Here is a 12179-nt window from a genome sequence, read left to right as displayed (position 1 = left end):
GATCGGGATGCAGAACCAGAAAACAGGCGCCGCAGGCACGGGATCGGGCGGCGCCCCGGTGGACAAGACCGCGCTGCGCAACGCCGCCACGGTGATTGCCCTGCGCCGCCGCGACGGCCAGCGCGAGGTCCTGATGGGCCAGCGCGGCGCCCGCGCGGCCTTCATGCCCGGCAAGTTCGTCTTTCCCGGCGGCGCGGTCGATCCCGGTGATGCCGCCGTGCCCCTGGCCGCCCCCCTGCCCCCCCTTTGCGCCGAACGTCTGGCCGAGGATTGCGCCCCAGGCCTGGCGCCCGCCCTGGCCGCCGCCGCGATCCGCGAGCTGTGGGAGGAAACCGGCCTGGTCCTGGGCCGCCCCGGCGCCTGGGACGGTGCCCCCGCCGACTGGCAGAGCTTTGCCGCCACGGGCCATGTGCCCGATGCCTCGGCCCTGCGGTTCGTCTTTCGCGCCGTCACCCCGCCGGGCCGCCCGCGCCGCTTCGACGCGCGTTTCTTCACCCTGGATGCCAACCGCGCCATTGCCGGGGATCTGGACGATTTCGCCGCCGCCTCGGACGAGCTGAGCTATCTGCAATGGATCCCCCTGCCCGAGGCCCGCGCCTTCGACCTGCCCTTCATCACCGAGGTGGTCCTGGCCGAGGTGGCCGCCCGCGACAGCGACGAGGCGCCCCTCAACGTGCCCTATTTCGCCCAAGGCGAAGAGGCGCAGCTGTTCCGGCGGCTGAAGGGCCGCTCGCCCCTGGACGGGGTCAGCTGAGGGCGATCAGCGCCAGCACCGAGGCGGTGACCAGCCCGATCCCCCAGTATTCCCGCCCCGAAACGCTCTCGCGGAAGAACAGCACCGAGGCCAAGAGCGACAGCACCACCTCGAACTGGCCAACCGCATAGACCAGGGCGGCGTTTTGCAGGGTGAAGGCGGTGAACCAGCAGAAACTGCCCGCAACCGAGGTCACCCCTACCCAGAGCGTGCCGCGCCAGGCGCCGATCACCCGGCTGATCTGGCCCGGTTCACGCAGCCGCAGCCAGGCCGACATCAGGATCAGCTGCGCGCTGACCACCACCAGAAGGGTGACCAGCGCCCGCGCGCCCGGGGCTGCGGGCACCATCAGCGAGGCGGCGCGATAGGCCACCCCCGACAGGGCAAAGAAGACCCCCGAGGCCAGGCCCAGCCCGGCGGCGCGGGTGGCCACCCGGCCCAGCAGGCCCCGCCCCTCGGGCAGGTTGGTCAGCACCAGCACCCCCGCCAGCCCGCCCAGGATGGCGATCAGCGCGGGCAGCGACACCCCCTCGCCCAGCAGGACGAAGCCGATCATCGCGGTCAGCAGCACCTCGGTCTTCTTCAGGGTGACGCCGACGGCAAAGTTGCGGCTTTGGAACAGCAGCACCACCAGCACCGTGGCCAGGATCTGCGTCACGCCCCCCAGCACGGCCCAAAGCCAGAATAGTGGCGGCAGCGGCGGCAGGCCGATCCCGCTGACACCCCAGGCGGCCCAGACCAGCGGCGCGGCCCAGAGGAAACGCGCAAAGGTGGCGCCCCCGGCGCTGAGGCCGCTGGTCGCCAGGTGTTTTTGCAACATGAAGCGCGCGGTCTGGAACAGGACGGCGGCCAGGGTGACGGGGATCCAAAGGCTCATTCACCCCGCTTTGGCCTATTCCCCCGGCGGATGCCAGAGGGGATGCGGCACCGGATCCTTGGCGCGGCGGAAATGGCGACGGAACAGCGCGGCGTAGCTGGCAAAGCGGTAGGCCTCGTTGCGGCGCAGGTAATGGGCGCGCCGGGCGGCGTAAAGCGCGGGCAGGTCGTACCAGGGCCGGGCGGGGTGCATGTGGTGGACCACATGCAGGTTGTTGTTCAGGAAAAGCCAGGCCAGGGGGCCGCGATCCTCGATGATCACCGTGCGGGCCCGGGGGCGGGCGTGGGCCTGATGTTCGGCGAAGGTGCGGATCTTCAGCAGGGAATGCGACAGGTAGCTGCCCAGCAGGAAGGCCCACAGCGGGATCGTCGCCACCGCCGCCAGCCACCAGATCACCAGCGCCAGGGCCGGGATATGCCACAGCCAGCCGCGCAGCACCCGGGGCTCGCGCAGGGCCGCGCGCGCCTCTGACGCCAGCCAGGACAGGGTGCCCAGGGCCGGGCCCAGGGTCAGCCGCCCCAGCAGGGTGTTGTTGGCCCTCAGCAGCGCCCGACGCCAGCGCGGCAGCCGCGCCCAATGGGCCGGGTCCAGGAAATTGCTTTCGGGATCGTCATAGGGATCGGTCAGGATCTCGTCCTGGTGATGGGCCAGATGGGTGTCCTGAAAGCGTAGATAGGGCACGATCAGCGACAGGGCGGGAAAGACAAGGGCCGCATTGGCCAGCGGGCTGCGGAACGGGTGCCCATGCAGCGCCTCATGGCTGAGCGAGGAATGCAGCGCCGCCGAGACCGCCAGCAGCGCGATGGCGGGCAGCAGCGCCAGATCCGCCAGCCAGGTGGTGGCCAGGGCCCAGCCCGCATAGCACAGCAGCAGCGCCAACAGGGTGGGCCATTCGACGGCGCGGCGGGCGCGCGCGAGGGCCTTAGCCATCAAGGCGGCCCCAGCGGATGCGCGCCCAGATCCGTTCATAGACCAGGTAACTTGCCAGCCCAAGGGCGGAGTTCACCAGCGCCATGGTGCCTCCCAGGGCCACCGACCCGGTGAAGAGAAGCCCCACCAGGCTCATCATCACGATCCCCAACACCGTCCAAAGAACGGCCTTCACTAGGCTCCGTTGCGCTGTTTCCATCTGCCCCTCGCTTTCTAGACGAAGGTAGGGGCAGCCAAACCGGTGCGGAATTCCGTATCCTGTTAACATATTTCCCAATATGTGATTTAATTCACAGGATGATGGATAAACTCGACAAACGTGCCCGCGCAGACCAGTTCCGCCAGCGCCTGAAAGAGGCGATGGCCCGCCGCGACGTGAGCCAAAGCGCCCTGGCCCGGCGCGTCGGCGTCGACCGCTCGACCATTTCGCAGCTGCTGTCGGGGGACAGCCCGCGCCTGCCCAATGCCCAGGTGGTGGCCGAATGCGCCGCCGCCCTGGGGGTTTCGGCCGACTGGCTGCTGGCCCTGTCGGAACGGCCCGAGACGGCGGCGGATCTGCTGGCCAGCTCGACCCGGTTGTCGGCGGCGGCCCGGGCGCTGATCGACGAACAGATCTTTGCCTGGCACCAAGAGGCCGCGGGCTACAAGATCCGCCATGTGCCCGCCGCCCTGCCCGACATGCTGAAAAGTACCGCCCTGCTGGAATGGGAATATTCGCCGCATCTGGGGCGCACCACCCAGCAGGCCATCGGCGCCTCGGCCGACCGGCTGGCCTGGATGCGCAATTCCAGTTCGGATTACGAGATCGCCCTGCCCCGGCACGAGATGATCGCCTTCGCCACCGCCACCGGCTATTACGCCGATCTGCCCGCCGACATCCGCGCCGACCAGTTGGACCGCTTCGCCGATCTGCTGGAAAGCCTCTATCCCCGGATGCGGCTGTACCTGTTTGACGCGCGGCGGCTGTTCTCGGCGCCGGTCACCATCTTCGGCCCGCTTCAGGCGGTGCTGTACCTGGGCCAGAACTACATCGCCTTCCGCGACCGCGAACGGGTGCAGGCGATCACCGATCACTTCGACCACCTGCTGCGCGAGGCCTGCGTCGCCTCGCGCGATATGCCGGGCTATCTGCGCGAGCTGAAGGACTGGGTTTGAGGCGCCAGACGGAAAGATATTCCTCTTTCCACCCAGTGACTTGAAAGGCAAAGCTCAAGCACTGCCTGAGGCGGCGGGGCGCGGTGGCCCCGCCCCGGTCAGAAGGGCATGGGATGGGCGCGATGCACCGCGTCGAGGTCGGCCAGCACCTCGTCCGACAGGGTCAGGTCCAGCCCCTCCAGGATCCGTTCCAACTGCTCCATCGTGGTGGCACCGAAGATCACCGAAGCATTGAACGGGCGCTGCGCGGCCCAGGCCAGGCACATCGAGACCATGTCGAGGTCATGCTTGAAGGCCACGTCCAGGTAATCATCCACCGCCGGGAAGACCCGCTTGGTCGCCCGCCCGCCCAGATCACCGTTCAGCGCCATACGCGAGCCCGGGGGCTTGGCGCGGCCCTGATATTTGCCCGTCAGCAGCCCGGCGCCCAGGGGCGAATAGGCCATCAGCCCGACATCTTCCAACATGCAGAGCTCGCCCAGATCGGTGTCGAACAAGCGGCAGAGCAGGGAATATTCGTTCTGGATCGTCGCGGCGCGCGGGCCGTGCCCTTCCTCCGCCAGTCGCAGCCACTGGGCCATGCCCCAGGCGCTTTCGTTGCTCAGGCCGAAGGCGCGGATCGTGCCGCGTTTCTGTTCCTTCTCAAGCGCTTGCAGGCAGGCCTGCATGTTGTCCAGAACCTCGGCCCGGTCCATCCCCGTGGGGTCGTAGGACCAGTATTTGCGGAAGTGGTAAGAGCCGCGATTGGGCCAGTGGAACTGGTACAGGTCGATGTAATCGGTCTTCAGCCGCCGCAGCGAGCCTTCGATGGCTTCGGTGATCGTCTCGGGCGTCAGGGCGGCGCCGTCACGCACAAAGGCGCTGCCCGCGCCGGTGGCCTTGGTGGCGATCACCACGTCCCCGCGATGGCCGCGGCTTTTCTCCAGCCACAACCCGATGATCCGCTCGGTCCGGCCGATGGTCTCTTCCCGGACGGGATTCACCGGGTACATCTCGGCGGTGTCGATGAAGTCGATGCCGCGATCCAGCGCCGCGTCGATCTGCTTGTGCGCCTCTCGGCTGGGGGTCTGGTTGCCCCAGGTCATCGACCCCAGGCAATATTCCGACACCTCGATTCCGGTGCGGCCAAGCTTGTTCCTGCGCATATCTGGTCCCGTCTTCGCCGTTTCTAATGCAATAGGCGCAGAGGGTTACCATTTTCCTGCGAGGCGCAAGGGGAGTGACGGCAATTTTTCCGACCCGCCCCCAGCCGCCGCGCCCCCGGGCCAAATACGCCGCACGCATGTCGCGAACGGGCGGGTCGGGGCGCGTGCACCGGCGCAGGAAGGGCCATGCGACTCGTTATCGGCCTCTCTGCCCTCTTCCTCTCCGTCATCCTGCTACAGCTTTCCGCCGGCGGCGTCGGCCCGCTGGACGCCCTGTCGGGGATCGAGCTGGGCTTTACCCGGGGGCAGATCGGCCTGCTGGGTTCTGCCCATTTCCTGGGCTTTTTCGTCGGATGCTGGGGGGCGCCGCGCCTGTTGGGCCGGGTCGGCCACGCGCGCAGCTTTGCCGCCTTCACCGCCCTGGGGGCTATCGGGTTCATGGGGCACATGATGGTCGTCGACCCCTGGGCCTGGGCCGGGATGCGGGTGGCCAGCGGAATCTGCGTCGCGGGCTGCTATACGGTGATCGAGGGCTGGCTGATGGCCCGGCTGGAAAACGCCGACCGGGGCAGGATCACCAGCCTTTACCGGATCGCCGACATGTCTGCCTCGCTGGTAGCGCAGCTGATGATCGGGATCCTGTCGCCCGCCGCCTACGTCTCTTACAACCTGCTGGCCATCCTGTGCTGCGCCGCCCTGCTGCCCCTGGCGCTGAGCACCGCACCGCAGCCCGCCCTGACCCAGGCGCCGCGCCTGCGCCCGCTGCTGGCCTGGCGCCGTTCGCCCCTGGCGGCCTTCGCGGTGGTGGTCTCGGCCCTGTCGGCGGCCACCTTCCGCATGATCGGCCCGGTCTACGGCCAGGAAATCGGCCTGAGTACGCCGCAGATCGCCTGGTTCCTGGCGCTGTTCATCCTGGGCGGCGCGCTGGTGCAATATCCGATCGGCTGGCTGGCGGATAAGTTCGACCGGCGCCGGGTGCTGATCGGGATCTCGCTGGCGGCCATGGCCTCTTGCCTGGCCTCGGCGCTGACCATCGACGGGGCGCGGGCGGCGATGATCAACGGCTTCTTCTTCGGCGTGGCCACCTATCCGGTCTATTCCGTGGCCCTGGCCCATGCCCATGACTTTGCCGCCAGCGACGAACGGGCCGAGCTGTCGGCGGCGCTGCTGTTCTACTATGCCATCGGCGCCATCGGCGCCCCCTGGATCGCCGCCCAGTTGATCGAGGGGTTCGGCCCCGCCGCGATCTACGCCATGGTGGCCCTTGGCCATGCCGCGCTGCTGCTGTTCGGCCTGGTGCGGATGCGCGCCCGCCCTGCCCCGGAACGGCGCACCAGCTATATCTACGCCCCGCGCACGACCTTTGTCGTCGGCCGCCTGCTGCGCGGGCTGCGCGAGCGCTAGGCCCCCATCCGAAACCGCCCCCCCTGTGCACCGGCGTCCCTTCGCCCCGGTGCCTCCGTCCTGGTCCCGGTCCATACGCCAGCGACAGCGGATTCCCGCCGTCACACGGGCGTTTGACCTGAATCATTCCAGACTGGCCAGTTCAGGCTTACCCCTTGGGTATACGTGCCTTTCGCACGCCCCATTCAAAAAAGGGAGTTCTGGGATGGACCTGACCTTCAACGACAAGACCGTGATCGTCACCGGCGGCGCCTCGGGTATCGGCGCCTCGGTCTGTGAAGAGCTGGCCGCCTCGGGCGCCACCGTGGTTGTGGCCGACCTGCACGAGGCCCCGGCCCAAGCGCTGGCCGACAAGATCACCGCCGCGGGCGGCAAGGCCCTGGCCTTTGCCCTGGACGTGGCCGATGCAGAGCAGGTCAAGGCGATGGTCGATTTCGCCGTCGAAAAGACCGGCAGCCTGTACGGGATCGTCAACAACGCCGGTATCGGCGGGCCGCAGGCGCCCACGGGTGACTATCCGATCGACGGCTGGGAGCAGGTGATCGGCATCAACCTGAACGGCGTCTTCTACGGGATGCGCTATGCGATCCCGGCGATCATTGCCGCAGGCGGCGGGTCGATCGTCAACATGGCCTCGATCCTGGGCTCGGTCGGCACGCCGCTGTCGCCCGCCTATGTGGCGGCCAAACACGGGGTGGTCGGCATGACCAAGGCCGCCGCCATCGCCCACGCCCAGGACGGCGTGCGCGTCAACGCGGTCGGGCCGGGCTATATCAAGACGCCGCTGCTGGACAACAACCTGGACGAGGCCACGATGGAGATGCTGGCCGGGATGCACCCGGTGGGCCGTCTGGGCCGCCCGGAAGAGGTCGCCTCGCTGGTGCTTTACCTGCTGTCCGAGCAGGCCAGCTTCGTCACCGGTTCCTACCACCTGGTCGACGGCGGCTATACCGCACAATGACCCGGCGTCTGGGCGGGGGGGCTCTGCCCCCGGCCTGTGGCCTCCGCCCGGGATATTTCACGCAAAGAGAAGAGCCGCCGGACCCTCGGCGGCTCTTTTTATTCGGGGCCGCGCGGGCTATGAGGCTGGTCAGACCTGAACGGGACCAGTTACGCAAGGAGGCGTCCATGGCGCGGCATCTCATCACCTCGGCCATTCCCTATATCAACGGGATCAAGCATCTGGGGAACCTCGTGGGCAGCCAGCTGCCCGCCGACCTTTTCGCCCGCTACCAGCGCGGGCGCGGCCATGAGGTTCTGTTCCTCTGCGCCACCGACGAACACGGCACCCCGGCCGAACTGGCCGCCGCCAAGGCGGGCCAGCCGGTGGCAGAATACTGCGCCGAGATGCATGCAGTGCAGGCCAGGATCGCCGAGGGCTTCCGCCTCAGCTTTGACCATTTCGGCCGCTCGTCTTCGGTGCAGAACCAGAAGCTGACCCAGCATTTCGCCGGTGTCCTGGCCGAGCGCGGGCTGATCCGCGAAGTGTCGGAAACGCAGATGTACAGCCCCACCGATGGCCGCTACCTGCCCGACCGCTATATCGAGGGCACCTGCCCGAACTGCGGTTTCGAAAGTGCCCGTGGCGATCAGTGCGACAACTGCACCAAGCAGCTGGACCCGGTCGACCTGATCAATCCGCATTCCACCATCTCGGGCGCCACCGACCTGGAGATGCGCGAGACCAAGCACCTTTACCTGCGCCAGTCGACCATGAAGGACGAGCTGGAAAAGTGGATCGACACCCGCGAAGGCTGGCCCGTGCTGACCACCTCGATTGCCAAGAAATGGCTGAACGACGGCGACGGCTTGCAGGACCGGGGCATCACCCGCGACCTGGATTGGGGCGTGCCGGTGAAGAAGGGCGACGCAGACTGGCCGGGCATGGAAGGCAAGGTCTTCTACGTCTGGTTCGACGCGCCGATCGAATATATCGCCTGCGCCCAGGAATGGGTCGATGCGGGCAAGGGGGACGACTGGGCCCGCTGGTGGCGCACCGATGCGGGCGCCCGGGACGTGACCTATACCCAGTTCATGGGCAAGGATAACGTGCCCTTCCACACTCTCAGCTTCCCGGCCACCATCCTGGGCTCGGGCGAGCCCTGGAAGCTGGTCGATTACATCAAGTCCTTCAACTATCTGAACTATGAGGGCGGCCAGTTCTCGACCTCGCGCGGGCGCGGGGTCTTCATGGATCAGGCGCTGGAGGTGCTGCCTTCGGATTACTGGCGCTGGTGGCTGCTGAGCCACGCCCCCGAAAGCTCGGACGCGGAGTTCACCTGGGAGAATTTCCAGGCCTCGGTGAACAAGGACCTTGCCGATGTGCTGGGCAATTTCGTCAGCCGGGTGACCAAGTTCTGCCGCTCGAAGTTCGGCGAGGTGGTGCCCGAGGGCGGCGCCTATGGCGCGGCGGAAGAGGCGCTGATCGCCGAGCTGACCACGCGGCTGGCGGCCTATCAGGGCCACATGGACGCCATCGAGGTGCGCAAGGCGGCGGGCGAGCTGCGCGCCATCTGGGCCGCGGGCAACGAATACCTGCAATCCGCCGCGCCCTGGGCGGTCTTCAAGGAAGACCCGGCGCAGGCCGCTGCCATCGTGCGCCTGTCGCTGAACCTGATCCGCCTTTACGCGGTGCTGTCTGCCCCCTTCATCCCCGATACCTCGGAGGTGCTGAAAGAGGCGCTGAAGCTCGACAGCCTCGACTGGCCCGAGGATCTGCCCGCGGCGCTGAGCGCCCTGGCGCCGGGGGCCGCCTTCACCGTGCCCGAGAACCTCTTCCGCAAGATCAGCGATGAAGAGCGCGAGGATTGGCAGGCCCGGTTCAGCGGCATTCGCGCCTGATCCCGGGCTGAGAGAGCAGGACGAAGGGGCGGCCTCGGCGGCCCCTTTTTCATGTCGCTTCAGGGTTTATGTTCCAACAAGGCGAGGCCCGCGCGGGCGCGCCCGCGCCCCTTGTGGGGCTTGGCGCGAGGCCAGCGGCTCTGTGGCGCGCGCCCCCAGCGGTTCGGCGCAGCAGGACCCTGGTATTATGGGGCGTGGCCCCTTCCCTGCCCTGGTCCTTTGGCCCGCCTCTACCGCGAGAGCGCCCAGTGTCGCCTTCGTCTTTGCCACCCCTTCGGCTTTGCCGCCCACTCTTCCTTGTCGGCCACTCGTCCTTGTCGTGGCTAAGCGCAGGCACCGAGCGGACAACCGCCACAGCGCGGACAGTAGGATGGGGGGCTGCTTGCCCCCCCTCAGCGGATCGCTCTGTCGGTGCCCCCATTGCGCCAGCCTTCGGCGCCAAAGGCCAGGCCGGATCAGAACTCTTCCCAGTTCAGCGGCTTGTCCGCGGGGGGCTCGCCTGCCCCATCGGTGCCGGTCGCGGCCCGGGCCGGGCGGGTCGCCCGAGGGGCGGCCCCGTCGCGCCCGCGCGCACGTTTGCGGGGGCCGCCGACGCGCGGCGTGTCGACGCGGAAGCGCCCGGCGGCCTCGACCAGGGCGTTGGCCTCGGAGGTCAGGGCGTGGCTGGCAGCGGTGGTTTCCTCGAACATGGCGGCGTTCTGCTGGGTCACCTGATCCAGGTCGTTGACCGCCGCGTTGATCTCGTTCAGCCCGGTGGCCTGTTCCCGCGCCGAGGCGGCGATCGAGGCCACGCGTTTGGAGATATCGACCACCGAGGTCACGATCTCGCCCAGGGCGGCGCCGGTGCGATCCACCAGATCGACGCCGGATTTCACATGGCCACCCGAGGCGGTGATCAGCTGGTTGATCTCGCGCGCGGCCTCGGACGAGCGTTGCGCCAGGGCGCGCACCTCGGTGGCCACCACGGCAAAACCGCGCCCCGCGTCGCCCGCGCGCGCCGCCTCGACGCCCGCGTTCAGGGCCAGAAGGTTGGTCTGGAAGGCGATGTCGTCGATGACGCTGGTGATCTTCGAGATCTCTTTCGAGGAGGTCTTGATCGCATCCATCGCATCCACCGCCTGACGCGCCACGGCGCCGCCGGTCTCGGCCTTGTTCTGGGCGCTGGCGGCAATCTGGCTGGCCTCATCGGCACCAACAGCGGCGGATTTCACCGAGGCCGTCAGCTGATCCAGCGCGGCGGCGGTCTCTTCCAGGGTAGCGGCCTGTTTCTCGGTGCGGTTGGCCAGGTCGTCGGCGGCATTGCTGATCTCGCCCGCCTCGCCGCTGATGGAATTGGCGTTCTGCACCACCGCGCCCATGGCCTCGTGCAGGGCCTCGACCGCCTGGTTGAAATTGCTGCGCAGCTGTTCGTATTCCGGGCGGAAAGGCTGAGCGATGGAAGAGGTCAGATCGCCATCGGCCAGCTTGCGCAGCCCCACCTTCAGCGCATCCACCACCCTCTGTTGCTGTTCGGCGGTCTCACGCCGCTCGCGCTCGGCCTCGCGCATGGCGACATAGCTGCGCGAAATGTCGGAGCCGATGAAGACCATCCGCTCGATCTCGCCATGGCGATCCACCAGCGGGCTGATGCTGCCCTCTACATAGATCTCGCCCTGGCCCTTTTGCAGCCTGAACTTGCCGCTGATCGCCTTGCCCTTGTGCAGCTGCGCCACTGCGGCGGTGCGGGCCTCCTCAGAGACATCGACGGATTTCAGCAGATCCGGCCCGTAAAGGCCGCGCAGATCCGCCAGGGCCAGCCCGCTGAGGTCGAGGAAGCGGGTGTTGCAGCTGGTCAGCTTCTGCGCCCGGTCGAAATCAACCCGCAGCTGATGGGTCTCGATGGCGTTCAGCACCGCCTCGTTCAGCTTCTCGGCCGACAGGTCCTTCAGTTCCAGGACATAGCCGATCGGCTCGCCGCTCTCGTCGCTGACACTGTTCACATAGACCGAGATCACCGCCTCGCCCCAGCGCAGATCCAGATCGCAGGGCAGGCTTTTCTGGCCGTTGCGGATGTCCTGCAAGGGCGTGCCCAGCCCGGGCAGGCGCCCGGCGGGGTGTTCGGCCAGTTTCGTCGCATCGAAGCCCGGCCAGGCGGCGCGGATCTGGGGGGCGCAAGAGGCCAGCAGCCGGTGACAGGCCGGGTTGGCAAAGGCGATGCACTGGTCGGTGTCCAGCAACATCAGCGCCGAGCCGGAATTGCTGACGCCCGCGCTTTTGAAGGCGTTTTCCTTCTGCGTGGCCCGCGCCGCGCGCAGACCGTCGCGGAACCGCTCCAGGCGCCGGGCGATGCGTCCGATCTCGTCGCCGCGCCGCCCGCCATGCACCGCCACGTCGTAATCGCCCAGGGCAACCTGACTCATCTGGTCGGCCACCAGGCGCAAGGGGCGCGACAGGTTGCGATAGAACAGCACCGCCGCCAACAGCAGTGCCGCCAGGAAGACAGCGGTCGAGAAGGCCGCCGAGGGCAACCAGTCGCGCATGGCCTGGGCGATGCGCGGCTCGGGCGTCCATTGGGTGACCAGCACACCGACCGGGTCCCCCTGCCCGCCGTAAAGCGCCGGGTAGGCCCAGAGGCCCGCTGTCGGATCGACCTGTGGCGCGCCACTGGACAGCACGGCGGCGCCCAGTTCCCTGGCCGCCTCTGCGGCAAACGCCGCCCCGCCCAGCCGGGTCATTTCGGCCCCGTCGGCGCGCAGGATCAGCGCCCCCAGCACATCCGCGCCAAGGTTGTCGATGAAGCCCGCCAGCGCCGGTTCCGCGGCCTCGGGGCGGTCGAACTTCATCGCCCCTGCCAGCCCCTCGGCCAGGCCCTGGGTCGCCTCGACCGCACGGATGGCGGTCCAGTCGCGGATGCTTTCCTTCATCCGCCGCATCCCCATCAGTTCCGAGGTCACGACCACCAGCAGGATGCATACCGCCACGATCGCCGTCGCCCGAAAGAAGGTGGTGCGATAGAAGGGCATCGGGCGGGGCTGCAAGGCCCCCGGCAAGGTGGCGTCGCGGGAAGGGCCGGTCATCTGGCGTGCTCCGTTTG

10 protein-coding genes are annotated in these 12179 nt (G+C 68.1%); 5 read left to right on the top strand and 5 right to left on the bottom strand.

The features are described from left to right. Positions 1 to 7: 7 nt before the first annotated feature. On the top strand, positions 8 to 754 hold the full coding sequence (locus ACRARE_RS15990; RefSeq protein ID WP_432657456.1) for an NUDIX hydrolase: 747 nt from the start codon (positions 8 to 10) through the stop codon (positions 752 to 754). Here ACRARE_RS15990 and ACRARE_RS15985 read toward each other — a convergent pair. The 3 genes from ACRARE_RS15985 to ACRARE_RS15975 are packed head-to-tail and all read right to left on the bottom strand — an operon-like array spanning position 747 to position 2736. Then, entirely contained in the window at positions 747 to 1631 is an 885-nt protein-coding gene (locus ACRARE_RS15985; RefSeq protein WP_432657455.1) for an EamA family transporter, read from the bottom strand. The genes ACRARE_RS15990 and ACRARE_RS15985 overlap by 8 nt on opposite strands. Before the next feature lie 15 nt (positions 1632 to 1646). Beyond that, complete coding sequence (locus ACRARE_RS15980; protein WP_432657454.1) at positions 1647 to 2561, bottom strand: fatty acid desaturase; 915 nt, start codon at positions 2559 to 2561, stop codon at positions 1647 to 1649. Beyond that, positions 2554 to 2736: a DUF2061 domain-containing protein gene (locus ACRARE_RS15975; RefSeq protein ID WP_432657453.1), complete on the bottom strand. Its 183-nt coding sequence runs from the start codon at positions 2734 to 2736 to the stop codon at positions 2554 to 2556. The genes ACRARE_RS15980 and ACRARE_RS15975 overlap by 8 nt, the downstream gene beginning before the upstream one ends. 122 nt (positions 2737 to 2858) lie before the next feature. Here ACRARE_RS15975 and ACRARE_RS15970 point away from each other — a divergent pair, with 122 nt between their 5' ends. Continuing rightward, on the top strand, positions 2859 to 3716 hold the full coding sequence (locus ACRARE_RS15970; RefSeq protein WP_432657452.1) for a helix-turn-helix domain-containing protein: 858 nt from the start codon (positions 2859 to 2861) through the stop codon (positions 3714 to 3716). A gap of 98 nt (positions 3717 to 3814) precedes the next feature. Here ACRARE_RS15970 and ACRARE_RS15965 read toward each other — a convergent pair whose 3' ends face one another. Continuing rightward, on the bottom strand, positions 3815 to 4861 hold the full coding sequence (locus ACRARE_RS15965) for an aldo/keto reductase (RefSeq protein ID WP_432657451.1): 1047 nt from the start codon (positions 4859 to 4861) through the stop codon (positions 3815 to 3817). 186 nt (positions 4862 to 5047) lie between these two features. Between ACRARE_RS15965 and ACRARE_RS15960 the strand changes: the two genes are divergently transcribed. The 3 genes from ACRARE_RS15960 to metG all read left to right on the top strand — a co-directional run bounded on the left by ACRARE_RS15960 (position 5048) and on the right by metG (position 9106). Continuing rightward, positions 5048 to 6265: an MFS transporter gene (locus ACRARE_RS15960; protein ID WP_432657450.1), complete on the top strand. Its 1218-nt coding sequence runs from the start codon at positions 5048 to 5050 to the stop codon at positions 6263 to 6265. A gap of 205 nt (positions 6266 to 6470) precedes the next feature. Continuing rightward, entirely contained in the window at positions 6471 to 7226 is a 756-nt protein-coding gene (locus tag ACRARE_RS15955) for an SDR family NAD(P)-dependent oxidoreductase (protein WP_432657449.1), read from the top strand. Positions 7227 to 7393: 167 nt separating this feature from the next. Beyond that, positions 7394 to 9106, top strand: coding sequence for a methionine--tRNA ligase (metG, locus tag ACRARE_RS15950; RefSeq protein WP_432657448.1), 1713 nt, complete (start codon positions 7394 to 7396; stop codon positions 9104 to 9106). Positions 9107 to 9561: 455 nt separating this feature from the next. Here metG and ACRARE_RS15945 read toward each other — a convergent pair whose 3' ends face one another. Continuing rightward, entirely contained in the window at positions 9562 to 12162 is a 2601-nt protein-coding gene (locus ACRARE_RS15945; RefSeq protein ID WP_432657447.1) for a methyl-accepting chemotaxis protein, read from the bottom strand. Between the last annotated feature and the right edge of the window lie 17 nt (positions 12163 to 12179).

This window comes from Pseudooceanicola aquaeponti, assembly GCF_050897975.1.
Taxonomy (GTDB): Bacteria; Pseudomonadota; Alphaproteobacteria; order Rhodobacterales; family Rhodobacteraceae; genus Pseudooceanicola.
Note: the sequence above shows the minus strand (reverse complement) of the source record. Positions and strands in the feature narration are given on the sequence as shown.

Bases quoted from the DNA above. Each gene is read 5' to 3' on its own strand.
- ACRARE_RS15990 (WP_432657456.1), top strand. From the start codon at position 8: ATGCAGAACCAGAAAACAGGCGCCGCAGGCACGGGATCGGGCGGCGCC.
- ACRARE_RS15985 (WP_432657455.1), bottom strand. From the start codon at position 1,631: ATGAGCCTTTGGATCCCCGTCACCCTGGCCGCCGTCCTGTTCCAGACC.
- ACRARE_RS15980 (WP_432657454.1), bottom strand. From the start codon at position 2,561: ATGGCTAAGGCCCTCGCGCGCGCCCGCCGCGCCGTCGAATGGCCCACC.
- ACRARE_RS15970 (WP_432657452.1), top strand. From the start codon at position 2,859: ATGATGGATAAACTCGACAAACGTGCCCGCGCAGACCAGTTCCGCCAG.
- ACRARE_RS15965 (WP_432657451.1), bottom strand. From the start codon at position 4,861: ATGCGCAGGAACAAGCTTGGCCGCACCGGAATCGAGGTGTCGGAATAT.
- ACRARE_RS15960 (WP_432657450.1), top strand. From the start codon at position 5,048: ATGCGACTCGTTATCGGCCTCTCTGCCCTCTTCCTCTCCGTCATCCTG.
- ACRARE_RS15955 (WP_432657449.1), top strand. From the start codon at position 6,471: ATGGACCTGACCTTCAACGACAAGACCGTGATCGTCACCGGCGGCGCC.
- metG (WP_432657448.1), top strand. From the start codon at position 7,394: ATGGCGCGGCATCTCATCACCTCGGCCATTCCCTATATCAACGGGATC.
- ACRARE_RS15945 (WP_432657447.1), bottom strand. From the start codon at position 12,162: ATGACCGGCCCTTCCCGCGACGCCACCTTGCCGGGGGCCTTGCAGCCC.